Origin of the sequence: Streptomyces sp. NPDC001750 (assembly GCF_042892615.1) — a bacterium.
Taxonomy (GTDB): domain Bacteria; phylum Actinomycetota; class Actinomycetes; order Streptomycetales; family Streptomycetaceae; genus Streptomyces.
On sequence record NZ_JBIAUE010000043.1, the window covers coordinates 1 to 26,883 of the forward strand.

Consider the following 26,883-nt stretch of genomic DNA (forward strand, 5'->3'; position numbering starts at 1 on the left):
CCACGTAGCCCCGCTACGAGGGCTTTCGGCCGCCTTGCGATCGCATGCACCGGACGCCGCTCCTTCCGGGCAAACCTTGCCGGTCACGGCACTAGTGCCGTGACCGGCAAGGTTCACCGGCTCGCGACGCCCGGCACGGCACGGCACCTCGCCGCGTTGTCGCATCACCCGAGTACGGTCCCGTACGAGGGCGATTCTCCGCCTTGCGACGCACCGCACCGGACGCGGCGAGCTTCTCGGCAAACCCTCCCGGCCACAGCACTAGCGGGACGGCATCCGGCGAGCGTGCTTCGACGCGGTCGCCCGGTACGTTGCCGAATGTGACCCTGCCGCATGTCGTAGGGCGTAACGGCTGCCCTGCTTTCAGCATGGGTCAAGAGAGGGAGACCGGACCTTGAACGAGTGCAGGTCGGCTGCAGCGAGGGATTGCTCCGCGTCATGTGCCTCGAAGGTCCCCATGGGCTGGAAGCCGAGACGGGTGGCGAGTTTGAGGGAGCGCTCGTTGGCCGTCTGGGTCACGACCAGGACCGGCTGGTCGGGCAGCTCGCCGGCGGCGGCACGCAGCATGGCCGTGGCGGCCTCGAATGCCAGCCCCGCACCCCAACTTCCGCGCCGGAGCAGGTAGGACAGTTCCAGCTCCCCGCCTTCCTCGGTGACGTGTCCGGGAAGGTCGGCGGAGCGGCGGTCGAGTACGACTGTCCCGATGAAACGGTCGCTTTCCTTGTCGGCGATGACGTAGGTGCCGGGCCTGCCTGCGATAGCGCTGATGCCGTTCGCGTCGAAGTACTGCTCGACGACGCTACGCGGCCGAGGGCCGCCGAGGTGGGCACGGACCTGTGGATCGGTCTGGAGCTCGATGAGGCCGTCGATGTCGGTGTCGTGCGCTTTTCGCAGCCGGAGACGGTCAGTGGTGATCTCAGTGGCAGACAGCGTGGGCGGTGCGTTCATGAGATCCATTGTCCCGGCCCATCGGATCGAGGCACCAGTGCCGATGCGGTAGCCGGCCCCCTCGGATGCGTGGTCGGGGTATTGCTGGTAGCGCACCAAGAACAGGCGAATTTCTGCTGAAACCCCACGTCAGAATGGTCCAGCCCGTACGTTCAGCCCGTACGTGCAGGGGATGACCGCTCGCCCTGGTCCGAGAATCACGGAGCGATTTCCGGGCGGATGGGCCTGCGTCACTCATACGTCCGGGTGGTTCCGAACACGCCTTCCTCGGACTTGTCAATTGACCTTCGACTCATGAGTGTGCTGGAGACGAATCTCTTGGACCGGCTGAACAAGCCCAAGGTGATGCCGGCCGGGCTGCGGGGCCGCGAGGCGGATGGAACTCCGGCACCGTGACGACGAGGACCTGGTGTCTCGAACCGGGTCCACGCAGGTCGTGGCGCGCGGACGACTGACCTCGTCGAGACAGGACAGCTGCTGGCGATACGGGACAGGGAAGGTGCACCACCTGGTCGAATGGCCGCACGGCGTGCGCGGTAGCGTGAGCGCCATGAACATCGAGCGTGCTGCCGGCCGGATTTCTGTCACGGCGTTGACCGCCCTTTCCGGTCTGCATGTCGCGTGGGGCCTGGGTTCGCCTTGGCCGCTGCCCGACCGGAAAACCTTCTCGGACGTGGTGGTCGGCCGCCCGGAGGCGCCCGGCCCCGTGGCGTGCTTCGCGGTGGCAGGCGCGTTGGGAACCGCGGCGTTGCTGGTCGGGGGACGACCTCGGCGGCACCCGGCGCTGTCCCGGCTCGGCGCTGCCGGCGTCGCGGCCGTACTCGGTGTGCGCGGTGCGGCCGGGCTCTCGGGTCGGACCGACCTGCTGTCCCCGGGATCGGTCTCACCGCGCTTCCGGCGCCTCGACCGGCTCGCCTATTCGCCACTCTGCCTCGCGATCGCGGCCACGACCGCAGTCGCCACCACCCGGCGCAGCCGGTAGGCGACATAGAACCGCCCGCCTCTGACTTCCGTCAGGAGCCGCGGGGGATGTCCAGGTCGGCCGGCCGGATCACAGGCTCCGGCGGGACGCGTCGGCGCGGGTCGCGTCCCGGACCACGATGCCGTCCGGCACCACCGGGGTGCTCACCGGAAACGCCTCCCGGCTGCACCCCGGACCGGCCGGCTACGGCGCCGTACATGTGCTCGCCCAGCACGTTCCCCGAGCACAGGCGCTCGGCCTCCCGACGCGCCGGATTCCCCGGCCACCGACTCGATTCGTTCGGCGTCGGTCATGCGCGGCAGTGCCGAGCCGAGTTGGTGGCGGAGCCTGCTCCAGCCGGTGGCCTTCTGCCCACGGGCGGCCTTCTACAGTGCGCAGCGATCCGCGGTGGCGGCTGAACGCAAGCCGTGCGCGGTCAGCACGTCGGACGCCCGGTGGAACAGACTGGTCTCCTCGGCGGTAGCTTCCTGTTGAGTGGCGGCCTCAAGCCGGTCAAGGCGATGTCGCGGCGGCATCGTGCCGCCATGGTCGCCGAGGGGCGTAGGCAGGTTCTCCACCAGCTCGGTCCGGTCCACGGGGGTGTCCGGTACGACCGTGACCGACCGGGCCGACGGTGGATTCCTCGGCGGGGCCACGTGCACGCGCGCCGATCGGCACGGTGTGGCTGCGCCGACGCCTCACCACGCTGCGCCGGCGCGGTCGACGAACCTCGCGGCAACCGGCTGCCATCCGCTCACTTTTTGGGTGGCGGACACCTGCCCTGGATCACGAAGATGGTTTGCATGGGGTGTGACATACACGGCTTCATCGAATGCCGCCGTACCTATCGCGACTACGAGAACGACTCCTGCTGGCATGCCGCCATCAACCTGGACCACCTGAACGATGTGCGGGACTACGACGCCTTCGGATGTCTCTTCGGGGTCCGCAACGACTTCGGAATCACCAACGACAAGGCCTTCGAACCGCTCGCAGCCGCCCGCGGCCTTCCACCCGATGTGTCGAAACGCGTCCGTGATCTGTATGAGGACCACGAGGGGCACAGCCCGACCTCGATCAGCTGGGCAGAGGTCGAGAAGGCCGACTGGGACGAGTTGTCCGTACAGCCGGACCCCTACGTACACGAGCACCGTCGCAATGCCGACGGCAGCTGGCAGTTGTACGAACGGCACTTTGGGGCCCCGCAAGCGTTCCTCGATCTCTGCGGCTGCCCCCAGGACATTGCCGACAGGGCCGGCCTCCATTTCCCCGAAGGCACCGAATGGCGCGACGGCGACCGGCTGTTTCGTACAGGCCGCCTCAGGCGTAGAGACGTCGTCCGCCCGGACGGACAGTGGAAGCCGGTCTGGACAGTCATGCGCACTCTCGCGGGAGTGCACGGGAACGAGGCGGTCAGGCTCGTCGTCTGGTTCGACGGCTGAACAGGGCCCGATCAACAGGCCCGCAGCCTCCAGGACCTCATCAGCATGGTCGCCGAACCACGCGACTGAAGCGTCGGTTCCACCTCGCTGCACGAGAACCTCGACACCACCCCGGCGGTCGGCTCGGACGGCGGCGAGTCGGTCGCGCACGTCCGTCTCGTCCGCCAGTGGGCCGTCGACGGCCTCGGCCATGAGGCGGGGCCGGCACCAGCAGGGAAACCAGCATCCCTCTGAGGGCATCACCCCGCACCACCGCCCCGGATGACGGTACGTCACCCCGGCAGAACCCGTTGATCGTCGTCACGGAACGTGTGCCGGAACCGAGTTGTGAGAGGCACGTGCTGCTCGGCGAGCGTGCGATAGGTTCCCCGCCATGACTGAACCAGGGTTGGGGTCCGTCGCCTGGCCACCCGCCCCGATCAAGACCGAGCGGCTCGTGCTCCGCGAGTCCGAGGCCCGGGACCGTGCGGCGTTCATCGAGCTGTTCGCCTCGCCGGAGGTGGGCGCCTACGTGGGCGGCCCTCGACCGCGTGATGAGTGCGAGCGCGCGTTGCCCGAGACGCCCGAGAGACGTCCCGGCCTATTCGTGATCGAGCTCGACGGAGCGATGATCGGCACCGTCGAGCTCAACCGGCGCGACGCGGAGCGTCGGAGTCAGGTCCGTCCGGATGCCGGGGAGGCCGAGCTCGGCTACCTGTTCCTGCCGGAGGCATGGGGGTACGGGTACGCCGCCGAGGCGTGCGCGGCGGTGCTCGGCTGGTTCGCCGACGCGCTTCCCGGCGAGCCGGTGGTGCTCTGCACCCGGACCGCCAACGACCGCTCGATGCGCCTCGCGGCAAAGCTGGGGTTCACCGAGGTGCAGCGGTACGAGGCATGGGGCGCCGAACAGTGGATGGGCGTGTGGTTCCCGGGCGCGCCGCCCGCTTGAGCGCGTTCCCGGAAGGGGTGGCACGCCGACTGTCGTTCCTCGTCGCTCTCGACGGCGTCCGGTTCCCGTCCGCTCATCAGCCAGGAACTCCATCGGCACGACCGGACCGTGGCCACCGGCGACGCCCGTCCAGCGACCCAGGCGTCGCACGGCAGGCGGCACTTCGACGACACGGCCCAGGTGTTCCTGGGCTTCCGGTCCCGGACGACGATCCGGCTGAGCCACCAAGCGCCCCGAGCGTTGGTCCGCGATGGCGGTTGGCGGACGGCCCTCAGCGGACGAAGCGCACCGCGGGACGCACCCGCGCCGCCAGGTCGGACAGCAGCCGGTCGGCCTGTGGCAGTACGCGTGGTCCGAGGGCTGCGGTACCGACGGCGACGGCCACGCCGGTCCACGCCACCGGCCCCAGCGGCGTGCACCCGAAGAAGTGGCTGACTCCCGGCGTCTGGACGAGGGCGACGAGCAGCACCGCGGTCCCGAGGACGGTGACCAGGACCAGCGGGCTGTGGCGGCGCCCGACGACGGTCTGGGTGAGCTGGGCGCCGACCACACCGCACAGGGCCATCGTGCTGGTACGCCGGACCGAGCCGGGGGTGAGCACGCCGAGCAGCCACGCGACGGCCGCGCCGACCCCGGTGATCACGCCGCGGTGGCGGATCTGACGGGTCAGCGGCGGCCCGAGGACGGCGAGACCCACGGGCTCGCCGACGGCGGCGGACTCGCGGGCGGTCTCCGGATCGAGCGGGGTGACCGCGACCGCCATGGCAGGGAACATGTCGGTGAGCAGGTTGACCAGCAACAACTGTCGCGTCGACAGCGGCGAGGTGCCCGACAGCAGGGTGCCCAGTACGGAGAAGCCGACCTCTCCGGCGTTCCCGCCGAGCAGGATGCTGATCGCGTCGGCCACGCTCCGCCACAGGGCGCGGCCCTCGCCGATGGCGTCGATGAGCACCGACAGCTCGTCGGTGGTGACCACGAGGTCCGCGGCGTTGCGCGCGGCGGCCGACCCACGCGCCGCGATGCCGATCCCGACATCGGCCGCGCGGATGGCAGCAGCGTCGTTGGCGCCGTCCCCGACCATGCCCACGACGCTCCCCGCCTCCTGGAGCGCCTCGACCACCAGCAGCTTCTGCTCGGGTGCGACGCGGGCCACCACTCCGCAGTCCCGGAGCAGGTGCGCCCGCCCCGCCCGGTCGAGCGCGGCGAGTTCGTCACCGGTGACGACCGTGACGTCCGACGACCAGCCGAGGGCCAGCGCCACGGAACGGGCGGTCTCCGGGTGGTCGCCGGTGAGCATGACGGGTCGTACACCGACCTCGCCGAGTCCGGCCACGAGCGGGGCCGAACTGGCGCGAGGGCGGTCGGCGAGCGCCACGAACCCGACGAGTTCCAGCAGTTCGAGCGGCTTGTCCAATGCCTCGGCCGCCTCCTGCGCCGCGAGGCGGCGCCGGGCGACGGCCAGCAGCCGCAGGCCTCTGGCGGCGAGGGCACGCGCCGTGTCGATGGTCGCCGGATCCGCGTCGGGGCACCACTGAAGCATGACCTCGGGGGCTCCCTTGACGACCAGGATGTCCGCGCCGTCCGCGTCTCTTCCGACGGCGGCCGCGTAGCCCCGGCTCGCCTCGAAGGGCTGGGCCCGCAGGACGGTCCACCCGGTCTCCCGCGGGGCGGCGGCCAGGACGGCCTCGTCGGTGGCGTGGGCGTGGACGCCCGGCTGCTCGGCGGCGCGGGGGCAGGCCCGGGCGGCGATGCGAAGGATCTGTTCCGCTTCGGGGGCCGAGGCCTGGCGCTCGGCGCCGGTGGCGGTGACCAGGCTGACGACTCGCAGCCGGTTCTCGGTGAGGGTCCCGGTCTTGTCGAAGCACATGGTGTCCACCCGGCCCAGGGCCTCCAGGCTGCGCGGCGTGCGGACCAGGATGCCCAGCCGGCTGAGCCGCCGCGCCGCGGCCATCTGCGCCACCGTCGCCACCAAGGGCATGCCCTCGGGAACGGCGGCCACCGCGACCGCCAGCCCGCTCTGGAGCGCGGTACCCACCGGGCGGCCGCGCAGCAGGGACAGAGCCGCCACCGCGGCGCCGCCCGCGAGGGTGAGGGGAAGCGTCCGACGGGTCAGCTGGTGCAGCCGCGCCTGGACCCCCGCCGACGGGGGGATCCGGGCGGCGAGGGACGCCGCGCGGCCGGCCTCGGTCTGGTCGCCGGTGCTCACCACCACGGCGCGGGCGTGCCCGGCCACCACCGTGGTGCCCTCGAACGCCATGGAACTGCGGTCCGCGACGGACGGCTCCGCCACGGGCGCCACCTGTTTGGGGGCGGGCAGCGACTCACCGGTCAGCGAGGACTCATCGACCTCGAAGCCGCTGACCTCCAGCAGACGTACGTCGGCCGGCACCACGTCATTGGTGCGCAGCTCGATCACCTCGCCGGGTGACAGTCGTCCGGCCTCGACGACGGTCGGTTCGTCCGCCGACACGTCGGGCAGGCGCCGGGCCGTGCGCCGCTGCCCCGTGGCGAGTTCGGCCAGTGCCCGCTCGGCGCGTAGCCGTTGCACCCCGCCGACCAGGGCGTTCCCGGTGACAGCGCCGACGACGAGGAACGCGTCCACCACGGACCCCAGCAGTGCGGACGCGGTGGCGCCGATCAGCAGGACGGGGGTGAACGGGTCGTCGAGTTCGGCCCAGGTGGCGCCCGCCAGCCGCGCGCCGATCCGGACCGGCGCGAGGACCGGGTGGGCGGCAGCGGCGTTCAGGGCGTGGCCGGCCCAGCCCCGCGCCACCTCCCACGTCGTGGGCGCGGCCCGCGGAGCCCTCGCCAGCCGGGCCATGACCTCCTCCGGATGCAGGGCGTGCCACGGCACCCGCGGTCCGGGGTGTGGGGGCTCGCCGGAAGCGGCGCCCAGCGCGCCGCACCAGCCGGACACCAGAGCCGCGGCGGTGGCGATGCTGACCGGGCTGATCCGCAGTTCGAGGGGGAAGGGGACCGGCTGGGTGCGGGCCCCACGGGTGAGCACCAGGAGTTCGGAGAGCGTGGCACCCGCCTCGGCGAGGAACTTGGCCCGGCGGCCGGCCGCCCGTGCCGCAGGCACGGCTGACAGCAGCCGCCACGCACCCTCCAGACCGTGCAGAGGCAGGACGTCCGCACCCCAGACGACGGCCCCGCGCTCGTCGGCGAGGGCCACGGCGATATCGCTGCCGAGCAGTCCTTCGAGCACGTCGCGGGCGGCGTCGGTCGGTGTCCCTTCCGACGCCGTGCCGGTCGGCCCCCCTTCCCTGGCCATGTCGGCCGACGCGCTTTCCCCCGCCGTCCGGTCGACCGGTACGCGCGCCACCGTCAGGACCGTCCGCCCGCCGTTCCGTAAACCGGCCACCACCTCGGCCAACGGAAGCCCCGGGGGCGTGAGTTGGTCGGCCAGGGTGCCGAACTCGCCGAGCGAGCGGTCATCCGGCACGACGACGTGCAGACCGGCCCGGCGCGCGGCGTCCAGCACGGCCTCGGCCATCGGTTCGAGTTCCCGGCCGACCAGGACGGTGCCGACATCCCTGCCGTGCACCGACGCGATCATCAGGCCGGTGCCGGGCGGTTCCGCGTACGGCGCCGCCTCGTCGGGCACCGGCCGCAGGCCGAGCCCCGGCTTCCCGGGCCGGGACACCGACGCCCCGTCCTCGGGCGTGTGCAAGGCCGCTGTGGCCTCCTGCCACAGGCGGCGGTGATCCCATCCGTTCGTGCTGGGATGGACCTCCAGCACGGTGCGCCGGGTGCTGCGCAGTGCTCCGGGATGCAGGACGACGGTGTCCACGATCTCCAGTCGACGCAGTCGCTCCGGGCTGCGGACCAGCACGTCCTCGCGTGCCAGGACACTGCCGAGCGCTGCGGTGAAGGCCGCCGGGCCGTAGCGCGCGGCTTTGGGTGAACCGGCGAGTGCGGTCTCCGCCGCCCCGTCGAGACTGCGGGTGAACAGGAGCGCGGTGACGGCACCGCCCAGCATTCCGTTGATCGCGGCGTCGGCGTACTCCTCGCCGGGGCACGAACGCAGCGGCGGGCGCGCGGTGTCGTCCCCGCCCACCGTCGGCCTTCCTGGGACACACAGCGTGTCGTGCACCGCGTCGAACGCCGCGAGCTGCGCGACGGACTCCGTCAACTGGGCGATCCGCAAGGCCGCGTCGAGCAGCAGCGGGCTCGGCGACTGCCCGATCCCGCAGGCGGCGGCATGGGCTGCGGCGAGTGCCAGGTCGGCCAGGTCCGGGCCCAGCGCCCGGTTCAGCGCCGCTCGTACGCGGGAGTCCTCACGCATCACGACGGCTGCGGCGACGACGATCTCCGGCACGGATCTGATCGGGATCGTCCTGGCCACGAGAGCGGTGGCGATGCCCACCGCGTCGCAGGCCACGGCGACCGCATTGACCCGCACACCTCCGGTCGTCCCCGGGTGCGTGTGTTCCAGCGCCTGGTCGTCGACGTGCACCAGCCCGTGCCGGGCGGCGATCTCGGACACCCGGTCCACCAACTGCTCATCGATCGCGGCCTCGGCGGTCTGCACGACCAGCCGTTCCAGGCCGCTGTCCCAGTAGGCGACCAGCACATCGGGGTGTTCGGCCAGTTCGACGGCCAGCTTCTCGCAGGCGGCCTCGAACTGCTCCAGGGCCGGTCTCCGCGTCTCCGGGGACTGCTGCAGCGCGAGGTGCATGCGGGACCCGGCACGCCAGTGACCGGTCTGCGGGGTCATGGTGTTGCGGGCGACCCTGCCGACCCGCACCGCGGTCTGTGACACCTCCGCCGCACCGCTCAAGACGCCACGCGCACCGGCGCTCACGAGTTCGGCGGCCATCCGCGCCGTGTTGGTGGCCGGCGGGGCGATCCGGCGTGCGGCCCCGACCGGGGCCGCCAAGGCGTTCTGCAGGACCACGGCGGGCAGCCCGGTCAGCAAGCGGAGCAGCATGTGTCACCTTCGCGGAGCCTGCCGCATTGGGCTGGGGCGGTACGGACGGGTGGGTCGTCGGAGCGGGGGAGCGAGGATCGTCGAACGGGGGCGTCGGGCGCCTGCACCGAGCGGGTTGCGGTCACGGCGGCCGGTCGTCGAGCGCGCGATGGTCGTGGTGATCGGCCGCTGCGGCGGACGGCGGAGGCGATGGCCGGCTCCCACGTTCGGCCGCCGAAGTGGGCGGGGGCGTCGTCAGGTCTTCTTCCGTCCACCCGCCCGGGTACGCGAGGTGCCCGCCGCGGTGCTCTTGGTGGTCCGCCCGGACGGGCGGGCCTTGGCCTTGGTACTCGCCGACTTGGGTGTGCGGCTCTTCGCCGTCCCCGCACTCGCCTTACTGGGACGGGTCGTCGCCTTGCCGGAACGGGACTTCGCCTTGCCCGTGGCGGTTGACGCCTTGGCCGACCTGGCAGTGCGCTTCGTCTGCGATCCCTCGGCACGGGCCTCGTCGGCCGCCCGGGCCGCCGCGGCGTCCCTGGGGCGCTGCTGGGTGAGCCACACGGCTGCGGCGCCCGCCGCGGCCAGCGGCCATTCGATCACACCAGCCACACCGAGCAGCCCGGCACCCGTGTACGCAGCGACGCGTCGCGCGCGGGGCGAGACGACCCCGACGGAGTCCAGCACACCGTCGACGAACTCCTTGGCCCGGTCCGCGCCAGGAACCTTCTCCACTGCCGCCGTCATCATCTCCACGGGGTGCGTGAGCGTCTCCTGGACGGGATGCCGCTCCTTCGTGTCCCCTGAGCCGTGCGCATGGGAACTGTCAGTCATGGTCCGCACTCCCTCCGTAGGACAGATGAGGCACGCATCGAGGTTGTGACATACCTCATATTCTCAACAACCTTGACCAGATCTGGCAATTTCGGCAACTCTGAAAATGTCTACCCCGCCGGAGGACGGACTCGACGACACGGCGCTTCGCCGCCCGATTCCCTCCACCGGACCAGCCGAGGAAACGTCCGCCGCTCGGGGGAGACGCCTCACAGGCACAGCGATGGCGACGTCGTCCGGGCCTCGGGCTTCGATCCCCACTTCCGCGGAGGCCGCCTCATGCGCATCGAACTCACCTGGCCGCGTCCCGACACGGACGACCGGACCCTGACCCTGGTACTTCCCGACCTCCCTGACCTGCCCGCCCGGCTGTGCGCCGCTCCCGCCACCCTGCTGCGCGCCGTCGTGTGCGCGGAGCCGCTGCTCTCAGCCGCGGCCGGCGTCGTCGGTGCCGGCCCGCTGACCCGGGCCGCGGTGCCGTACGCCCTGCGGTTCGCCCGGCAGGCGCTCGACACCGGTACGACCGACCGTCGCCCCCGGCACGACTGACCACCGCCGACGGGCCACCGTTCGACCGGCCCCCCACCGTGTCGGCGCCCTCCAAGAACTCGCGCAATTCCCGGCTGCGCCCGCACACCTCGCCCCCGGTCGTCCACTCCGGTCTGCTCCCGGGGGCCGGCGCCAGTTTCGCCTGCGCGAGGGCAGCGTCGGCGTGGTGCAAATGCGTGATTCCTGGGGAAACCCGCCGTCGCCATCCGCGCCGGATCGGCGAACCAGTCGGCCTGCACGCACAGATCCCGGTCGATGAGGGCGTGGGCCCGCTTGGTCGCGTACGTCGTATGCACCTCGACGATCATGTTCGCGAACCGGCCCATCGTGCCGGAATACTGGTCGGCCCAGGCCGACTGCCTCCGCGATCGACCGGCAGGTGCCCGCAGCGCCCGGCATCGACCCGCGCAGGCACGACACTCCGTCGGCCCGCACATCGCGGCGGCGGTCGTGGCACGGCCCGGCCCGCAGGAGTGTGCCTGGCCGACGCCGTCACCGAAGCGATGGTCGGGCAGTACACGAACACCGGTGAGCGCGAACACAAGGTGCTGCTGCTGATCACCACTCGACCGCGCTGCGCGACGCGTTCCTCGATACCACCGTCGGCATCGAGCCCCCTCTCATGGCAGTGATCGCCGAACGCCTGGCTGACGCCGGAGCGCACACGGCTCGCGTCCCCGCGGCAAGCGTGGCCGTGGCGGTTCGCATCGCGTCGGAGGGCCGGCTCCGGCCGGCCGGGAACGCAGAGGCGGCCCGGCCGTCACCTGGTGGCCCAGGGCGTGTTGCGAAAGTGGCGTCGTCCGCCCGAAGGACGGGCCCGCGGCGTCTGGCGTGGTGCATCGCGAGGCGGAGGCTCGTCCTCGTAAACAGCCCCCTCCTCCCGCGTCGCCAGACCCACTCACGTCCCGGAAAGGGCCGGGAAGAGGCGACTTCGGCGGCCCCGGCCCGGCTCACCGACACGGAGGACGACGGAGGCATGAGCGAGCACGACCAGGACCAGGACGACAGCACCGAACCGGCGCGGCCTCCGCTGGACGCGGCGCAGGCCCGGCACATGACGGCCGGGGCCGCGGGAGGCGATGGACGACGTCCGGCGCTCCGTGACGGTGCTTGCCGCCCGGGCCCGCGACGCGCACGCCGCCCGGGTCCGGACCTCTTGGTCACGAATGTTCCCTGTTGTACGGACGTGTTGAAGCGGACGGACAGGGGGTGGAAGCGTGCCGGGTTGGTGCTTCGCCCGGTGGGCTTGTCACCGGTTGCGGTCAAGGTCTGCCGAGTTACGGGTCTGTCCCAGCGGGCGTTGGCCGCGAGCAGGTGCCGAGTGGTGGCGGGAACCGCCGTCCCGGTCCGTCGGTGGCGTGCCTGTGAGCGGTGTGGCGCGCTGTGTTCGGGTCCTGTTTTCCGCGCCGGACGGCTGCAGGGGCTGGGTGCGGCGGGGCGGGCGCGGGCACGGTGCGTCCGGCGGGTCGTGCGCGTTGTGTCCGGCTGCGCGTGTAACAGGGGTGTATTAGCGGGTGGTTGGGCGGGAACGCCTCGTCGGGCCGGGCGGCTCTAGTGCCGTGACCGGCAACGTTTGCCCCGTCGCACCGTCCGGCACGCACGCTCGCGGCGTTGGCCGAGACCCCACGTAGCTCGCTACGAGGGCTTTCGGCCGCCTTGCGATCGCACGCACCGGACGACGCTCCTTCCGGGCAAACCTTGCCGGTCACGGCACTAGGTGGTCAGAATCGCTCGCTCGTACCGACCCGTACCGAGCGGCCGACACCCCCCACCGACACTGAGGAAGAAACGATGCGCGTACACAAGCTCACCTTCGCAGCCCTGGCCGTTGCCGCGGGTCTCTCGCTGACGGCCTGTCAGAGCGACGACGACATGGGACAGACCGCCCCGCCGTCCGCGTCCGGCGCGTCTTCCGCGAGCGGCGGTTCGGGCTCGGGCGGTTCGGACCAGGGCGGCGGGAAGGACTCCGCGGGGAAGCGGTCCGGCGGGCAGGGCACGGCCGCCGGGACCGGTTCCAACGAGAACGGCAAGGTCGGCAAGTGCCGCACCGACGAGCTGGAGGTCACGGCGACGGACAGCACCATCGACGGCGACCCCGACGGTACCGTCGCGGTGGAGCTCAAGAACGGCGGCGGCCGGGACTGCGTGCTCTCCGGGTACGCGGGCGTCGACCTGAAGACCAGCTCGGGGACGCTGTCCGCGAAGCGCACCGGCGAGAAGGCCACCCCGATGACCCTCGAGGACGGGAAGTCGGTGTACTTCGGCATCAACTACCCGATCAACAAGTCGGGCGGCTCCGGCGTCCGCATCACGGGCCTGGTGGTGACCCCGCCGGACGAGACGAAGTCGGTCACCCTCGACTGGCCGGGGGCCGACACGCTGCCCGTCACGGACGGCTCCGGCTCCCAGGTGAAGGTCGGCCCGATGGGGAGCGCCGGTCAGGGCGGCTGACCCGCACGTCCCAGGGTGCTCAGCCGCACCGCGCCGCTGTCTGACGCACCCGCACGTGCGGAACGCAAAGCCCTCTCCAGCCCCCAACACGCTTGACTCGACACGGAAGTCGTGGGCGGCGTACTGCTCGCGGGGACCGGTATCTCCCGGGCACAGGCGCACCGGCTGCCCGACGTCGCCCACGCTCTGACACCGCTCCTCGAACCCGCTGGAGCGGGACACGCAGACCACGGGGCCGTCGAAGCCCTCGTCGGCACAGGCTCGCACCCCCGCCAGGCCCGGCCGCGGCAGGTGATGGAGGTTTCGGAGGTCGGGCTGCGGTCGGAGCGGGGAGTGTGCCACGGTGAACGCATGACGTGGAACGGTGACGAGTATCAGGCCCGGTTCGATCGCATCGCCGCGGAGGGCGGGGATGTTCACGGTGAAGCCACGCTGGTCCGCTCCTTCGAGCCCACCACCGTCCTCGACGCGGGCTGCGGCACTGGCCGGGTGGCCATCGAGTTGGCCCGCTACGGGATCGCCGTGGTCGGCGTGGACGTCGACGAGTCGATGATCGCGACCGCCCGGCGCCTGGCGCCGGAGATCCGCTGGTACCAGCACGATCTGGTCGGCCTCGACCTGGGGTTGTTGTTCGATGTCGTGGTGATGGCGGGCAACGTTCCGCTGTTCACCCCGCCGGGAACGGAACCGGCCCTGGTGGCCGGGGTGGCGGGCCACGTCCGTCCGTACGGCCGTCTTGTCGCGGGCTTCTCCCTGGACCGCGGTTACACGCTGGACGACTACGACGCTCACTGCCGTGCGGCGGGACTCACCCTGGAAGCCAGATACGCGACCTGGTCCCGAGCTCCTTACACCGACGGGGAGTACGCCGTTTCCGTGCACCGCAGATGCTGACCGTCCGTGGCCGGGCCGGCGGTCAGGAAAGCGACTGCCGGAGGGCCTCGGCCAACTCCGCTGGACAGTCGCGCAGCAGGTGGGACTCGGATCCGTGATCGACATCGACGAGGTGGTCGTCCTGGCGCCGGTCTGCGCCCGCCGGACAGACCGCTCACGCGGCCTGGCCGCCGAGGGGCGAACGCCGTCTGCGTCGAGTCGCCACGGGGCGCCTGCCGCGCGAGCCCCTTCGGCCGAGGCCAGTCACCGGATCGGCGGCGGTTCCGCAGGACCGTCGCCGCCGGGAGGCTCCTCACGGGGCCGACAGCGGTCCTCGGCGAGGGCCCGCTCGAGTTCCTCTCGGGCCCGGCGTTGGATGCCGTCGCTGTCGTGCAGGAGCACGTCCATCTCCTCCGGTGTGGCCGGGACCGGGGCCGGTCCTTCGTCGGTCAGGCGGTCGTAGAGCCACTGGCATGCCCGGTCCTCGTCCGTGAAATGCCCGAGTACTTCTCGTCTGCCACGCTCATGGACTCCCACGAACCACAGGCCGACGCGCTCTTCGAGGAAGTAGCGATCGGCCGGGCAAGGGCCGCGGGGACAGTCGGGTATCTCGTAGTACGCCTCCGGGACCCCAGCCGCTCGAAGGGCCTGGCACAGTTCGAACCGGTCCATGGAACCAGTTTCCCACCAGGGGCGACGCGGGGTCGGCCTCGCGTCGCGAGGTCACCGCGATGTGGCCTTCACAACACCCACCGGTGCGGCCTTCTCCTCCGCCGACGTCGGCTTCACCCGCACCAGGGTGCCGTTGGCCACCAGGTCGGCCACATTGGTACGGGGGATGCTCGGGCAGAACGTACTCGACGTGACGTACTGGGTTGCCCTGCCCGGTTGCTCGAACGCCGGGGCGGCCGGCCCTGCGCACACGGTGACGTCCTTGGCCAACCGGTACAGGTGGTAGTCGTAGGGGTAGCGAGGGTCGATGGTGTTGAGGCTGGACGGCGGAATCGCCCGTTGTCCGTACTTCGTGCCCGCCGGGGAGAGGAACCGGCCCGCCTCGGCGCCGAAGCGGTCGAGCAACAGGTTCTGGCCCGCATGGAGCAGCAACGGCGCTGCGACCACGCCGCCCTGGGCGTTGTGCGCGAAACCGTCGTCGGGCGGATAGTTCCAGTCGCCCTGGCCCGAGTCGAGGGCGGGGTTCCACCACTTGTCCAGGGAACTGCACAGCGGTCAGGCCCCCGAGCCGGTCGTAGCCCTCGAGGATGTTCCCCAGCAGCCCGCGGGTCGGCAAGCGCTCGGGGCCGAGTCGCCAGTCGCCGCAGAAGTAGTACCGGCGATAGGCCTCGGGGATGGGGTATGGCACCAGACCCCTGCACACGCGCGGCTCACCCGGTCCGCCGTGGCCACCCCCCGGTCCTGCGAGCAACCCCACCGACCGGGATGCGGGCGTGGATGCCAGCGTGCTGGTCCGCGCCTGTCCGAGGACATGCGTCCGACCGCCGTCCTCGGCCGCGGTCGCAGTCGACGAGACGGAGGCACCCATGACGAGGGAACCGGCAAGGCCGACCGCAGCCGCAAAGCCGGCACACCGTTTTGACGATTTCACTGAACCTCCTACGTGGACGCACGTCCGGCCCAGGCCGCCCGGGCACCGGGAAGCGGCTGCGGGGCAGCCGGAATGACGAGATCACTAAGAAGTCGCACGGATTGGCGTGGGTGGGCGCTGCCTATGAGCCTGGCAAGCGTGCGTTCGTGCAGGCTGCTCATGTTTCGGCGCTGAACACTGCGTAGTCGGCTACGCAATCGCGTAGTTGGGGGCTTTGACGGGCTTGATGTGTGGGTGAGGCATGCTTGTATGTGGGTTATGTCTGATGATCTGCTTATTGGTGGTGTGGGCTCTGGGTCTGCTGATGCGGATAGGCGGTTGACGGATCCCCAGTTCCTCGTGAAGGCGAATCCGGACCAGGTGCTGGAGTCGGCGACCGCAGCTTCGGGACCTGCGGCGCGGTTGGCGGCGGCGGTGTACCGGGAGTCGGCGCCCCTGCACCGCGATGCCGGTGCGACGGTGCGAAGGCAGTTGCTGGCGCTGGACGCCGCCCGGTACGGGGACCGGGTACTGTCGGCGCGGATCACTGGCGTTCCGGTGGAGGGCGAGCCCGCCGCTCGGTGGGGGGTGGAGTGGGCCACTGGGCCCCAGACGGAGTCCCGTTTCCAGAACGTTCTGACTGGTCACGATGGCAAGGTGAACGTGGTGGCAACGGCTGTGGTCAAGGGCCGCCCGGTCGCTGTCACCGGCAGCGACGACGAGACGGTGCGCGTGTGGGACCTGGACACGGGTCAGTTGGTCGGCGAGCCCCTGACCGGCCGTGACGGTCCGGTGCATGAGTTGGCGACGGCAGTCGTTGATGGCTGGCCACTCGCAATCACAGACAATGGGCGGGTATGGGATCTGGGCACGGGCGAGCAGGTGCTCGGATCCCACACCCATCGCGTCGGCAAGGTGGCGGCGATCGTAATCGACAGTTGGCCCCTTGCAATCGTGGGCGGGTGCGAGACTGTGTCGGTGTGGGACATGGTCACGGGCGAGCGGGCCGGTGCGCCTCTGATACACCACATCGACGACGTGGTGGCGGTGGCGACGGCGACGGTGGATGGGTGTCCCCGCGCGGTCATCAGCGAGTGGATTGCTGGGAGTAGTGGGCATCCGGCCGACGAGGGAACGGTGCGGATATGTGTGTGGGACCTGCTCCTACGCAAGCAAGTGGGCGAACCTGTCACCGTGGATGCTCACATAGCGGTAGTAGTGGCGGCGGTGATGCACGACCGCCGTTTCCTGGTAATCACTGGTGGCTACGACGGCGCGGTGCGGTGCTGGGATATGGCCACCGGGCGGCGGGTCGGTGGCTCCCTGACCGGCCACACCGACTGGGTGTCGGCGGCGACGGCAGTGGTGATCGGCGGCCGCTTCCAGGCCGCGACAGGCAGCAACGATCGGACGGTGAAGGTGTGGAGCACCGGTCGGCAGGTCGGGTCGGAGTTGGTGTTCCCTGAACCGGTTCACGCGGTGGCGATGGCGCCGGACGGGAGGTTGGTGGTGGGGTTCGGCAAGGAGGTGGCGGTGTTGACCCACCGCTGACCGGATTCTGAACAAGTACGCCGGCCGTGGCGTCTGCCTGAGGGGCGTGCCGGTGCTGGTTGTTCAGGGGCGTTGGTGGGGTCGGGTGTGCCAGCGGTAGGTGGTCCATGCACGGCGGATGAGGCTGCGGACGGCGATGATGGTGTCGGCGAGGTCGCAGAAGGCATCGATGACCGTGGCGCGGCGCTCAGTGCAACGGGCGAGGCGCTGGAAGGCGTTCTGCCAGGCGTGGGTACGTTCGATGTGCCACCTCTGGCTGGCCTGGATCGGCGCTTTCTGGCCCTTGCGGGCGATCTGTCCGTGCAAATGTCGCTGGGCGAGCAGGGTGCGGGTGTCGGCATTGTCGTAGTCGGCGTCAAGGTGCACGGTGGTGCCTTCGGGCACGGGCCCGAGGTCGTTCAGCAGGTCCAGGGTTGGAGCGAGGAGCGGGGAGTCGTGGCGATTGGCCCGAGCCAGAATACGGCCGAGGGGAATGCCATAGCCGTCCACCAAGCTGGAGCGTTTTAAGGCCCTGCTTGCCCCGGTCGACCGGCGACCGCCCCGCAACCTCGCCACCGCCCGGCGCCTTGGTGATGCAGCCGTCAACGGCGATCCGGTCCGGGACCAGCCCCACGATCCTGTCGTACGTCTCCAGCGCGATCTGCTTCAGATGGGCGAAGACGCCGAGGCGGATCCATTCGTCGCGGCGGCTACGGATCGTGGTGGCCGAGCAGGTTGTATCCGCTATCGCCTGGTAAGAGCAGCCGAACCGCAGGAGCTGCAGCAGCTTGTCGAAGACGACCCGGTCGCTTATGCGCCGACGGTGGCAGCCCAGCGGATGATTCGGATCGTAGGCTGGCCGCTCGGGCAGCAGTGCAGCGAGCTGCTCCCACAGTGGTTCGGCCAGCCATGACGGCAGGACGGGCACACGTCTCCTCGGTGATCACACAGCGTCGCAACTCCATGATCACCGAGACCGGTACCCGTCCCTGTCACCGGGGATCCCCAACGCCCCTATCGGCGCGGGTTCTAAAGCGAAGGGGATCGAAGAGTTCGAGCAGACGTGCCGGGGCTGCGTCCGAATGAGTTCGGCCGGATTGGGGGGGCTGATGCATCGGAGCGAAGCTTGCTGGAGTCGGACGCGGAGCCCCTTCGCATCTACGCGCCCCTGCTTGTTCCTGGTCTGCTCGGCGATGTTCCGATCTCGGGCGCAGTCGCGCAGGATGGTTCCGGCAGCTCCGGCGATGTCTGCGGCCGGGACTTGGCCGGTCGAACCCGGGGTGTGGGAAGGCGACTTCGCGCCTTGGTACACCGAGCCCCCCATGGCCGCAGACTGGATGACAGCAGTCGGACCGCTCGCCGTCGAGAGCGAGGCCCGCTTCGACCAGGCTTGCTGCCGGCTCGCCCGAACCCTCCACACGACGGGCGTCATCGAAAAGTGTGTCGGCCGCCCCGTGCCTGTGATCGTCCACCAGCCCGAGGACTACGAAGCGATCGCCCGCCGGACCGAGGCCGCCAACCCCTCCGGCTCGCCGATGAGTTCACCTCTCGGGCCGTGTTCGCCGACGCTGAGAATGCCGACGGGTCCGGCACTGCGGGCGCCGATCACCGAGAATGGGATCGCCCGACTGGGGTGGTCACAGTGGGGCGTTTGTCGGCGGGGTGCCGCGGTCGTCGGGGAGGTGCCGAGGCGAAATCAGTCGAACTTCGCGCCGAAGCGCACGCATCCGGTACGCATGGCCCGTCGGCGGCCCGACTCTCGACGACCGCGTCGACCTGCTCGCCACGGCCGCTCGATGTGATGCGGATCAGCATGGATGCCAAACGGACCAGTCCGCTGCGCCGTGCGCACTGCCGACTGCAGCCACGCAGCCAACGGGGAGCAGGCGGCACGGGAGAAGAACAGGCGGATCAGCGGCCCGTCGAACCGTCGATGAGTTCGCGCAGGATGTCCGCATGCCCCGCGTGACGGCCGGCGCCTCCCTCGCACCGGGGCGGTACGGCGGATGACGAGCACATGGTCGGTGACTTCGGAGGTATGCCCGTCCGGCCCGGTCGCGATCCGCCGGGGTGCGTCGGCCCGCTCGACCGTCCATGTGTCCGGGGCCAGTTCGATACCGGCGGCCACCTCCTGCGGGCTCGGGCAGCGGGTGTCGGAGACCTGGTTCCACGACCACTGCGCGGTCGAGCCGTGGTCGACGACCAGCAGCCGCCCGCCCGGGCGCAGGGCGTGCGCGGCCAAGCGCAGGAAGGCGGCGCGGTCCAGGTCATGGGGGGTGTGCAGGTAGTGGGCGCTGATCAGGTCGAACGCGCCAGGCGGGAAGGACGCGCGCAGGTCGTGCTGTACCGGGGTGAGGCGCTCGCCCAGGCCGCGCGAGCGGGCGAGGGCGGCGAGCCGCTCGACCGCCACGGCCGAGACGTCCACGGCGGTGACCTGCCACCCCTGCCCGGCGAGCCACAGCGCGTCGCCGCCGTTGCCGCATCCGAGATCCAACGCGTCACCGGACGGCAGGCCCGCCACCGTCTCGGTGAGGCGGACGTTCGGCCGCGGGTCGTCGGCCGTCGGCCGGGAGGCATGGACGCCGTCCCAGAACGCGACCGCAGCATCGGTGGTGCTCATTCAAGACTCCTCGTGTCGATGGACGCTCAGTCTTGCCAGGCACACCACGACCAGGCACGAAATCTTGCGGTAACGGCAAAGCGGGCCTCGACGGCGAGACGGCTCCGTGCACCCCGCCCCTCCCAAGACGGACGACGAGGTACTCGACGCGGTGGGGCCACGGCTCCGCGTCCCGCGCGGCGGCCGCGGCATCACCCTCGCCGACGTCGCGGCGACGACGGGCGTCTTGGGGAGCACCCTGTTCCGGCTGGAGAACGGGCAACGCCGACCGCCCCTGGAACTGCTGCCGCTGCTGTCCCGTATCTACGACGTCCCGCTCGACGACCTCGTCGGTGCCCCGCGCACCGGCGACCCCCGGATCCCCTCGGCCGACGATGCGGGCGGACTGGAACCGCCGGTCCGAGGTTGCGAGGCGGTCGAACCGGGCCCGGGCGGCCGTGTGGTGACAGCCGCGGGGGAATTCCATGTGGTCCGGATCACCGAGTGCTCGCAGCAGTGTGCCTGCCATGAGCGCCGACGGATGCGTGCAGGGCCGACCGGTGGCCCTGGCGGAACGAGGTCGATGACTGCATCATTTCAGTGGTCCCGTCACCGGCGCGGCGCCTTCCGGCACCGCCCCGTCGGCCCGGCCTTCGGCCGCACAGCGTGGGGTGTGCCCGGCCGCCTCCCCATGACCATCAGCCGGCAACCGGCACACATGCCTTGGACGAGACTCTGCCGGTCCGGTGATGTCTGACTCGGCCTCTAGGCTACGAGGCATGGCCCGTTCCTGGACACGACTGCATGAGCACCTCGGTGCTGCTCCCGGCCCACCGGACTCCGACATGGTCCGACGGGCCGCTGCCGACCTGACGACACAGTTCGGCCTCGACCCGCAGCTTTGACCGTTCCACCGCCTTCGCGGCGTCCCCGTCCCGCAGACGGTGACCGGGAAGGCGCAGTCGCCACCATCAGAAAGCAGATACTGCCCATGTTTCACGAGACCCCGATCTACAACCGCCTCATCGCAGAGCAGGGAGATGTCCCCGCCCAGGTGCGTGGCGAAGCCCAGAGACTGGGAAGAGAGCTGGAACAGGTCATACCGCCCTCGCACCTGTCGGTCCCTGCTGCTCAGAGCGGTCCTTTTCCAAGGCCGCGCACCTGACCGCCGACGCCACGCGGACTGCACCGACCGGTCGGGACGGCATGCGGCTCTACGCCGCAGTCGAGGAAGCCCACGACCTGGTCGCGGCCGACGTGTGCCTCACCGGCGCGCCGGGCCCGGCACCGGCCGGGCCGAGTCGACGGGTGGTCGAGCGGGATACCGTCGTGGCCCTGTTGTCGTGGTTGCGGAGGCGTGACACACGTTCGCTCGGCGCTGTCGGATCGTCTCCTCGCCGCGGCCACATGTCGTTGATCCCGGTGGGACCACCCAATCCGTACTGCTGCGCAACACTGACGTCCTCTGTCCGATGTCACCGGACTCCGGCCGCGCGCCATCGAACGTTCGGCAGCCGCTGACCGCCGCCCACGCCCGTACGCGGACCGATGTGGTTCGTCGGGCCGTGCCCGGGCTCCTCCTACGGCTGGAGAGAGTCGGGGCACGAGTCGGCCGACTGCGTGATCGTCCAACCGCCCCCGGATACACGGACGCTCGGATGTGCCGGGGGGCGTTGGGCGGGGTCGGGAGGAGCCGCGGAGGCGCCGTCCCCGTCCGCGGGCACCACGGCGAGCGGCGTAGTCATGTGGGCCACCGTGCACGCCAACTGCAGCATGGCCGGGTGGCTGAGGGGAGGGACATCTTTGGGGAGACGGATGGAGAGGGCGTCGTCACTGCCGATCGCCACCTCCGGTGTGTCCGTCAGGCGGGGCAGCTCCGTGGTGGCCGTCCTGGCCTCGCTCGTGGTCGGTCCGGCGAACAGAAGGCGCACGGCGGCCCCGAAGTCCCCGGGGCCGCCGATCTTGCGCAGATAGGGCCTCAGTTCCCCGTCGTGCAGGAAGTAGAGGGCGATGGCGGTGGACACCGGAGGCTTCGGACTGGGAGGGAGCATGCCGCTCGCCGGTTCACCGGCCTCGATGACATCGGACGGGGGGACTCCGCACGCCGCCAGGGTGAGCGCGGTCGTGAGCCCGGCCAGCAGCGCCCCTACGCGCGAGCCCTTCACCGGGCGCTCACGGCGACGTCGTCGTCGGCTGCGGCGTCGCGGTGCAGGGGGAGCTCGACCGTGAACACCGCGCCGCCACCGGGCAGGTTCGCCGCACGGATGCGTCCTCCGTGCAGGTGCACGTTCTCGGCCGTGATGGCCAGGCCCAGCCCGCTGCTCTCGCTCCTGGTCCGTGATGTGCTCGCCTTGTAGAAGCGCTCGAAGATGTGCGGCATGGCTTCCTCGGCAATCCCGGGTCCGTTGTCGGTCACCTCGATGACGGCCCACGCCACGTCCGCTCGCTCCTCCCTCACGCTTATGGTCAGCCGTACCGGCGGCGCCCCGTGCCGCAGCGCGTTGCCGACCAGATTGGCCATCACCACGTCGAGCCGGACCGGATCCACGCGCGTCCTGAGCACGGCCGGTCGGGGCAAACGGGTCTCCACCCGGCCCTGCCACCCGCGAGAGGCGAGGGTGCGCTGTGCCGACTCGGCCAAGTCGATCTCGTCCAGGTTGAGTTCGACCGCGCCCGCGTCGAAACGGGAGATCTCCATCAGGTCGTTCACCAGCCCGCTGAGCCGGCTGGTTCCCTCGCTGAGGAACCTCAGCGCGTCGCCGGTCTCCTGGTCCAGGTGCCGTGTCTTCTCGTCCAGCATGTCGGTGACCGCCGACATCGCCGCCAGCGGCGTGCGCAGTTCATGGGAGACGTCCGCGACGAAGCGGCGCGCCCGGGCCTCCAGGCGGCGCAGCTCCGCGACCGACTGCTCCAGGGCGGCCGCCGTCTCGTTGAAGGATCGTGAGAGGTCGGCCAGTTCGTCGGAACCGTTGACGGCCAGCCGGACGTCGAGGTGCCCCTCGGCCATCCGGCGCGTCGCCCGACGCAGCGCCCGCACGGGACGGAGCACGCCGCTCGCCGCCAGCAGCGCCAGGACGACGGCGAGACACAGTGCCACCAGGGTGGCGCGCTCGATGCCGCTGATCATCGCTCGCACGTAGGCCTCTTCGGTGTTCTGCGGCACCACCAGATACATCACCATCCCGGAGAGCCTGGACTCCTCGCCCTCGCCGGCGGTGTACGTGACCGGCATTCCGACGACGAGGCAGGGATGCCCGTCGGCGTTGATCCGCTGGAACACCGCGGCGCGCTTGGTCTGCACGGACCGGCGCAGTTCGGGGCTCAGTTTGTCGAAGTCGGCGCTCGGCGCGTAGGCGCGAAGGCCGCCGTACGTGGCCATGACCCGCCAACCTTGTGACTGGTTGGCGCCGAGCACCTGGTTCACCGCCGACTGCAGCTCCGACTGGTCCGGCGTAGCGGAGGTGTAGACGGCCACGGCGTTGACGCTCGCCCGGAACTGCCTGATGACGGAGTCCTGGCTCTGCTGCAGCACCCCCGTGCGCGCCTCCCGGAAGGCGAGTGCTCCGGTGCCCAGGGCACTGGCCATGGTCACCAGGACGAAGGCCGCCACCAGCCGGGGGCGCAGCCCCCGCAGCGGAAGCGGGACTCGGGCCAGGACCGTCCCGAGGAACCGCCCCTTGCCGGCGTCCTGCCCGGCCGCCGCGGCCTCGTGTCCGCGTACGGCCTTTCCTGCCTGTACGGTTCTCCGGTCGTTCACGAGATGCCGAAGCGGTAACCGAAGCCGCGTGCGGTCTGCACGTACCGGGGATCCCTGCCCTCACCGAGTTTGCCGCGCAATCGCTTCACGCAGGCGTCCACGAGCCGTATGTCGCCGTGGTAGCTGTGCTCCCAGACCGCTTCCAGCAGCTGCTGGCGGCTGAACACCTGGCCGGGCGAGGCCGACAGGGTCAACAGCAGTCGCAGCTCGGAGGGGGCGAGGGTGACGGGTTCGCCACGGTGTGTCACCACGAGCCCCGCCCGGTCGATGACCAGCTCTCCGTGCGACTCCGGCCGGGGCCGGAGGCCGTCCGAGACCGACGCGTCCTGTCTGCGCAGCACGGCCCGTATGCGCGCGTCGAGCACCCGGGCCTGCACGGGCTTGACCACGTAGTCGTCCGCACCGGCCTCCAGCCCCACGACCACGTCGATGTCGTCCCCCCTGGCCGTCACCATGATGATCGGCACCTGGTCGCGAACCCTTATCCGCCGGCACACGTCGAGGCCGGACATGCCGGGCAGCATGAGGTCGAGCACGATGACGTCGGGCTGGAAGCGGCGGAGCTGTTCCAATCCCTCTTCACCGGTTCCGGCGGCGCATACGTCATGCCCCTGATGCCGTAGCGCCAATTGGACGGCCATACGGACATCTGGGTCGTCTTCGACAATCAGGACTCGTGACACTTCGCCAGTGTAGGCCGATCGGGTGAGGCGACCGTCCCGGAAAGAGCGCCTCGCGAGCGCTGTTACCGAATGATCACAACGGGCCGGGGTGTCGACGGTCCGGTCCCGGGCCGCGAGAGCCACCGGCAGGCCACCGTTGCCATTTCGTCATCATCCGAGCTCATGGTGATCATCTGCAACGACCAGTCTGAGCTGCCATGCATTCGGCACGAGAGCGGGAATCCGCACCACCCACCGGCAGCGCCCCGGCCTCCCACCGCGGTGGCCGTCAGCACCGGTCCTCCCACCGTCGGGTCGCTCCGCGCCGGTCCTCCCACCGCCGGAGCACTCCGACGGGCCGCCGGTCGCGGAGCTATCTGATGGGCACGTTGATGGTCGTCGGCCTGCTCGGCTCGACGCCGTACCTCCTGGACAGCGGACGAAGTGACGCGCCGAGCGGTGCACCGCGCCCGCGGAGCACGGTGCGCATCACCCCCGAGCCCGCCCCGACGCCCACTCCGACGCCCACTCGGACGGCCGCTCAGCTCCCTGCCGAGATCGATGTCCCTTCGAGGGGCACCGGCTCGTTCGTCACCGCGGACGCCGGTGGCGCGAAGGTCGGTCGGGGACCGCGCCTGCTCCGCTACGTGGTGGAGGTCGAGGCCGGGCTCGAGATCGCGCCGGCCCAAGCGGCGAACGAGATCGCCGACATACTTGCCGCTCCCCGGGGATGGACCCGCAACCAGGCCTACTCCTTCCAGTTGGTGGGCGCGGGAGCTCCCCACGACCTCACGGTGAAGATCGCGACACCGGGAACGGCGGACGCTCTGTGCTGGGCGGGCATCCGCCAGGACACCAAGGGCGAATACAACTGCGAGGTCCCCGACGGGGTGGTGGTCAACCTCAAACGCTGGGTCGAGGGCTCGCCCACGTTCGACGGTCCGATCCATGACTACCGGGCGCTGATCATCAACCACGAGATGGGACACTTCCTGGGCCACACGCACATGACCTGCGCGGGTCCCGGGCGACTGGCTCCCGTGATGATGCAGCAGATCAAGGGTCTGCACGGATGCGTCGCCAACGCCTGGCCCTATGACGAGAACGGTCGCCTCGTCTCCGGGCCGCACGTGACGTGACCTGCAACGCAGCATGCGTGTTCGTGTAGTTCGTCGCATCTTCGTGCAGCACGTTGCAGCGATCTGCCTGATCGATTTCCCATCGGTTTCCCAGTTCCCCACCTGATCGGGGAGGGGGGAAATCCGGGCGAAATCGTCACAGGGGCCGGAGACCAGCACTGGGACGCTGTTGGTTAATCCCGGCCTTCGCGTGACGTCAGCTCCCAAGACCTTGTTGTGGTCTTGGGAGCCGACGTTGTCGTATAGGGAGGGTGTCGATGTCGATGCAGCCGCGGGAGCCGGGGGAGATCCCGGTGGAGACGGCGCGGGTGGCTCGCGCGGCCTTCCCCGAGGGAGGCCTGGCGATCCGGGTCCGGGATGAGCTGGGTGCTCTGTTCACGGACGAGCAGTTCGCGGATCTGTTCCCGACACGAGGGAAACCCGCTTGGTCGCCGGGGCGTCTGGCAATGGTTTTGGTGTTGCAGTACGTCGAGGGGCTGACCGACCGGCAGGCCGCTGAGGCGGTGCGGGCCCGGATCGACTGGAAGTTCGCGCTGGGGCTGGAGCTGACCGATTCGGGCTTCGACTTCCCGGTGCTCTCGGAATTCAGGGACCGCCTGGTCGGCGGGGATGCCGGACCGCGTGTCCTGGACACGATCCTGGTCGCGGCCCAGGAACGGGGGCTGGTCGCGGCCGGCGGTAAAGCGCGGACGGACTCCACGCATGTGCTGTCCTTCGCGCGTGAACTGAACTGGCTGGAGCTGGTCGGCGAGACCTTACGACCTCGTCCACGATTGGCAGTGGAGGAAGGAGCGGCGTCTGGGGCCTTCGAATCCAAGGCGGAGGAGGGAGTCGGATGGGGTCTCCCCTGCTCGAAAGCAGCTGAGAGCTCGGGGAAGGAGCGTCGGTGACTGACGACAACGCCGGAGGCGGAGGTCCCAGACACCGCGATGCCGCTGCCAATCGTGGACGAGGTCGTTACAGAAGGCGCTGAACGCGGTGGCCCAGGCCGAGCCGGACTGGCTCCGCGCCCGTGCTCTGCCGACCTGGTTCACGCATTACGCGACCCGGATCGAGGAGTCCCGCTTCCCCAAGGCCCGCACCAAGCGTGTTGAGGTGGGCCGCCGGATTGGGACGGACGGCATGTGTCTGCTGCGCATGGCTGGGCGGACGACGCGCCCGCCGCGCTGCGGGCGCTGCCGCAGGTGGAGATCCTGCGGCAGGTGTGGGTACAGCACTTCCACATGGTGGAGGGCGAGGTGGAAAGGCGGGACCCAAAAGACCGCCGGCCGGAAGCGCCTGGTCACCCCGTATGACGTCGAGGCTCGCGGCAGCATCAAACGCGACACGATGCGGGACGGCTACAAGGTCCATCTCACGAGACCTGCGAGGCCGACACGGTGCATCTGGTCACGAACGTGACCACGAGCGTCGCTACCGCCCCCGACGACCGGAATGACCGCTGTCGTCCATACCGGCCTCGCCGCACGGGGCCTGCTGCCGGACGAACTACTGGGTCGATGCCGACTACACCAACTCCAGTGCCCTGGCCGCCACCCGCATCGACCATGACGTCGCTCTGCACGGGCCACTGGCGCCGGTGACCGTCGCCCAGGCCCCTGGTGAGGCCACCTACGGGCAGGACGCCTCCACCATCGACTGGGACAAACCAGCATGTGACCTGCCCGAACGGCATCACCAGTACCCAGTGGCACCACCGCCGCACACCGGACCGGCGGT

18 protein-coding genes and 7 pseudogenes are annotated in these 26,883 nt (G+C 70.6%); 12 read left to right on the plus strand and 13 right to left on the minus strand.

The annotated features are described in order from the left end of the window. Nucleotides 1–363: 363 nt before the first annotated feature. Nucleotides 364–948 carry a GNAT family N-acetyltransferase gene (locus ACFYY6_RS35495; RefSeq protein WP_389197357.1) on the minus strand — a complete coding sequence of 195 codons (585 nt, stop codon included), beginning with the start codon at nucleotides 946–948 and terminating at the stop codon, nucleotides 364–366. 499 nt (nucleotides 949–1,447) lie between these two features. Between ACFYY6_RS35495 and ACFYY6_RS35500 the strand changes: the two genes are divergently transcribed. Continuing rightward, nucleotides 1,448–1,930: a DUF3995 domain-containing protein gene (locus ACFYY6_RS35500; RefSeq protein WP_389197359.1), complete on the plus strand. Its 483-nt coding sequence runs from the start codon at nucleotides 1,448–1,450 to the stop codon at nucleotides 1,928–1,930. Between the two features lie 365 nt (nucleotides 1,931–2,295). Here the strand turns inward: ACFYY6_RS35500 and ACFYY6_RS35505 are convergent, their stop codons facing one another. Further along, on the minus strand, nucleotides 2,296–2,505 hold the full coding sequence (locus tag ACFYY6_RS35505) for a hypothetical protein (protein ID WP_351624262.1): 210 nt from the start codon (nucleotides 2,503–2,505) through the stop codon (nucleotides 2,296–2,298). A gap of 207 nt (nucleotides 2,506–2,712) precedes the next feature. Here ACFYY6_RS35505 and ACFYY6_RS35510 point away from each other — a divergent pair, with 207 nt between their 5' ends. Together ACFYY6_RS35510 and ACFYY6_RS35515 are read left to right on the plus strand one after the other, a co-directional pair. Further along, a complete protein-coding gene (locus ACFYY6_RS35510; protein WP_351520476.1) occupies nucleotides 2,713–3,351 on the plus strand; it encodes a hypothetical protein in 639 nt (212 codons plus the stop codon). Between the two features lie 373 nt (nucleotides 3,352–3,724). Then, a complete protein-coding gene (locus tag ACFYY6_RS35515) occupies nucleotides 3,725–4,279 on the plus strand; it encodes a GNAT family N-acetyltransferase (RefSeq protein WP_388651748.1) in 555 nt (184 codons plus the stop codon). A gap of 271 nt (nucleotides 4,280–4,550) precedes the next feature. On the opposite strand, the gene ACFYY6_RS35520 is transcribed toward ACFYY6_RS35515, so the two are convergent. Together ACFYY6_RS35520 and ACFYY6_RS35525 are read right to left on the minus strand one after the other, a co-directional pair. Continuing rightward, entirely contained in the window at nucleotides 4,551–9,212 is a 4,662-nt protein-coding gene (locus tag ACFYY6_RS35520; protein WP_389197361.1) for an HAD-IC family P-type ATPase, read from the minus strand. 234 nt (nucleotides 9,213–9,446) lie between these two features. Next, nucleotides 9,447–10,022 (minus strand): hypothetical protein, encoded by a 576-nt coding sequence (locus ACFYY6_RS35525; RefSeq protein ID WP_351520481.1) that lies wholly within the window; start codon nucleotides 10,020–10,022, stop codon nucleotides 9,447–9,449. Between the two features lie 279 nt (nucleotides 10,023–10,301). Here ACFYY6_RS35525 and ACFYY6_RS35530 point away from each other — a divergent pair, with 279 nt between their 5' ends. Next, complete coding sequence (locus ACFYY6_RS35530) at nucleotides 10,302–10,571, plus strand: hypothetical protein (protein ID WP_351520482.1); 270 nt, start codon at nucleotides 10,302–10,304, stop codon at nucleotides 10,569–10,571. Nucleotides 10,572–10,741: 170 nt separating this feature from the next. On the opposite strand, the pseudogene ACFYY6_RS35535 reads toward ACFYY6_RS35530, so the two are convergent. Then, a pseudogene (locus tag ACFYY6_RS35535) lies at nucleotides 10,742–11,008 on the minus strand (transposase); the annotation flags it as partial. Nucleotides 11,009–11,029: 21 nt separating this feature from the next. On the opposite strand from ACFYY6_RS35535, the pseudogene ACFYY6_RS35540 reads away from it, so the two are divergent. From ACFYY6_RS35540 to ACFYY6_RS35550, 3 genes and pseudogenes are all read left to right on the plus strand, one after another. After that, nucleotides 11,030–11,325 (plus strand): annotated as a pseudogene (locus ACFYY6_RS35540) (TetR family transcriptional regulator); the annotation flags it as partial. A 1,037-nt stretch (nucleotides 11,326–12,362) separates the two neighbouring features. Beyond that, a complete protein-coding gene (locus ACFYY6_RS35545) occupies nucleotides 12,363–13,022 on the plus strand; it encodes a DUF4232 domain-containing protein (RefSeq protein ID WP_351624270.1) in 660 nt (219 codons plus the stop codon). Nucleotides 13,023–13,373: 351 nt separating this feature from the next. Further along, nucleotides 13,374–13,916 carry a class I SAM-dependent methyltransferase gene (locus ACFYY6_RS35550; protein ID WP_351520486.1) on the plus strand — a complete coding sequence of 181 codons (543 nt, stop codon included), beginning with the start codon at nucleotides 13,374–13,376 and terminating at the stop codon, nucleotides 13,914–13,916. 243 nt (nucleotides 13,917–14,159) lie between these two features. Here the strand turns inward: ACFYY6_RS35550 and ACFYY6_RS35555 are convergent, their stop codons facing one another. Together ACFYY6_RS35555 and ACFYY6_RS35560 are read right to left on the minus strand one after the other, a co-directional pair. Next, nucleotides 14,160–14,567, minus strand: a complete 408-nt coding sequence (locus ACFYY6_RS35555) for a hypothetical protein (RefSeq protein WP_351624272.1) — start codon at nucleotides 14,565–14,567, stop codon at nucleotides 14,160–14,162. 51 nt (nucleotides 14,568–14,618) lie between these two features. Next, nucleotides 14,619–15,014, minus strand: a complete 396-nt coding sequence (locus ACFYY6_RS35560; RefSeq protein WP_351624274.1) for a TNT domain-containing protein — start codon at nucleotides 15,012–15,014, stop codon at nucleotides 14,619–14,621. A 742-nt stretch (nucleotides 15,015–15,756) separates the two neighbouring features. Between ACFYY6_RS35560 and ACFYY6_RS35565 the strand changes: the two genes are divergently transcribed. Continuing rightward, complete coding sequence (locus tag ACFYY6_RS35565) at nucleotides 15,757–17,028, plus strand: hypothetical protein (RefSeq protein ID WP_351624276.1); 1,272 nt, start codon at nucleotides 15,757–15,759, stop codon at nucleotides 17,026–17,028. 63 nt (nucleotides 17,029–17,091) lie between these two features. Here ACFYY6_RS35565 and ACFYY6_RS35570 read toward each other — a convergent pair. The 3 pseudogenes from ACFYY6_RS35570 to ACFYY6_RS35580 all read right to left on the minus strand — a co-directional run. Next, nucleotides 17,092–17,935: pseudogene (locus ACFYY6_RS35570) on the minus strand (IS5 family transposase). A 983-nt stretch (nucleotides 17,936–18,918) separates the two neighbouring features. Beyond that, a pseudogene (locus ACFYY6_RS35575) lies at nucleotides 18,919–18,981 on the minus strand (mini-circle protein); the annotation flags it as partial. A gap of 22 nt (nucleotides 18,982–19,003) precedes the next feature. Then, nucleotides 19,004–19,627: pseudogene (locus ACFYY6_RS35580) on the minus strand (SAM-dependent methyltransferase); the annotation flags it as partial. A gap of 106 nt (nucleotides 19,628–19,733) precedes the next feature. Between ACFYY6_RS35580 and ACFYY6_RS35585 the strand changes: the two are divergent. Continuing rightward, nucleotides 19,734–20,363 carry a helix-turn-helix transcriptional regulator gene (locus tag ACFYY6_RS35585; RefSeq protein WP_351520493.1) on the plus strand — a complete coding sequence of 210 codons (630 nt, stop codon included), beginning with the start codon at nucleotides 19,734–19,736 and terminating at the stop codon, nucleotides 20,361–20,363. 823 nt (nucleotides 20,364–21,186) lie between these two features. Here the strand turns inward: ACFYY6_RS35585 and ACFYY6_RS35590 are convergent. The 3 genes from ACFYY6_RS35590 to ACFYY6_RS35600 form a co-directional block, all read right to left on the minus strand. After that, nucleotides 21,187–21,771 carry a hypothetical protein gene (locus ACFYY6_RS35590; protein ID WP_351520494.1) on the minus strand — a complete coding sequence of 195 codons (585 nt, stop codon included), beginning with the start codon at nucleotides 21,769–21,771 and terminating at the stop codon, nucleotides 21,187–21,189. After that, nucleotides 21,768–23,192 (minus strand): ATP-binding protein, encoded by a 1,425-nt coding sequence (locus ACFYY6_RS35595; RefSeq protein WP_388651778.1) that lies wholly within the window; start codon nucleotides 23,190–23,192, stop codon nucleotides 21,768–21,770. Before ACFYY6_RS35595 ends, ACFYY6_RS35590 begins: the two co-directional genes overlap by 4 nt. A gap of 167 nt (nucleotides 23,193–23,359) precedes the next feature. Further along, nucleotides 23,360–24,046, minus strand: coding sequence for a response regulator transcription factor (locus tag ACFYY6_RS35600; RefSeq protein ID WP_351520496.1), 687 nt, complete (start codon nucleotides 24,044–24,046; stop codon nucleotides 23,360–23,362). Between the two features lie 359 nt (nucleotides 24,047–24,405). Between ACFYY6_RS35600 and ACFYY6_RS35605 the strand changes: the two genes are divergently transcribed. The 3 genes and pseudogenes from ACFYY6_RS35605 to ACFYY6_RS35615 all read left to right on the plus strand — a co-directional run. Next, complete coding sequence (locus ACFYY6_RS35605; protein ID WP_351624281.1) at nucleotides 24,406–25,164, plus strand: DUF3152 domain-containing protein; 759 nt, start codon at nucleotides 24,406–24,408, stop codon at nucleotides 25,162–25,164. A 257-nt stretch (nucleotides 25,165–25,421) separates the two neighbouring features. After that, a pseudogene (locus ACFYY6_RS35610) lies at nucleotides 25,422–25,925 on the plus strand (transposase); the annotation flags it as partial. A gap of 202 nt (nucleotides 25,926–26,127) precedes the next feature. Continuing rightward, nucleotides 26,128–26,864 (plus strand): annotated as a pseudogene (locus tag ACFYY6_RS35615) (IS5/IS1182 family transposase); the annotation flags it as partial. Nucleotides 26,865–26,883: the final 19 nt, after the last annotated feature.

What these genes read in the sequence shown, in the direction of transcription:
- ACFYY6_RS35495 (WP_389197357.1), bottom strand. Translation starts at nt 948, where the DNA reads ATGAACGCACCGCCCACGCTGTCTGCCACTGAGATCACCACTGACCGT.
- ACFYY6_RS35510 (WP_351520476.1), top strand. Translation starts at nt 2,713, where the DNA reads ATGGGGTGTGACATACACGGCTTCATCGAATGCCGCCGTACCTATCGC.
- ACFYY6_RS35515 (WP_388651748.1), top strand. Translation starts at nt 3,725, where the DNA reads ATGACTGAACCAGGGTTGGGGTCCGTCGCCTGGCCACCCGCCCCGATC.
- ACFYY6_RS35520 (WP_389197361.1), bottom strand. Translation starts at nt 9,212, where the DNA reads ATGCTGCTCCGCTTGCTGACCGGGCTGCCCGCCGTGGTCCTGCAGAAC.
- ACFYY6_RS35525 (WP_351520481.1), bottom strand. Translation starts at nt 10,022, where the DNA reads ATGACTGACAGTTCCCATGCGCACGGCTCAGGGGACACGAAGGAGCGG.
- ACFYY6_RS35530 (WP_351520482.1), top strand. Translation starts at nt 10,302, where the DNA reads ATGCGCATCGAACTCACCTGGCCGCGTCCCGACACGGACGACCGGACC.
- ACFYY6_RS35545 (WP_351624270.1), top strand. Translation starts at nt 12,363, where the DNA reads ATGCGCGTACACAAGCTCACCTTCGCAGCCCTGGCCGTTGCCGCGGGT.
- ACFYY6_RS35550 (WP_351520486.1), top strand. Translation starts at nt 13,374, where the DNA reads ATGACGTGGAACGGTGACGAGTATCAGGCCCGGTTCGATCGCATCGCC.
- ACFYY6_RS35555 (WP_351624272.1), bottom strand. Translation starts at nt 14,567, where the DNA reads ATGGACCGGTTCGAACTGTGCCAGGCCCTTCGAGCGGCTGGGGTCCCG.
- ACFYY6_RS35565 (WP_351624276.1), top strand. Translation starts at nt 15,757, where the DNA reads ATGTCTGATGATCTGCTTATTGGTGGTGTGGGCTCTGGGTCTGCTGAT.
- ACFYY6_RS35595 (WP_388651778.1), bottom strand. Translation starts at nt 23,192, where the DNA reads ATGGCCAGTGCCCTGGGCACCGGAGCACTCGCCTTCCGGGAGGCGCGC.
- ACFYY6_RS35605 (WP_351624281.1), top strand. Translation starts at nt 24,406, where the DNA reads ATGGGCACGTTGATGGTCGTCGGCCTGCTCGGCTCGACGCCGTACCTC.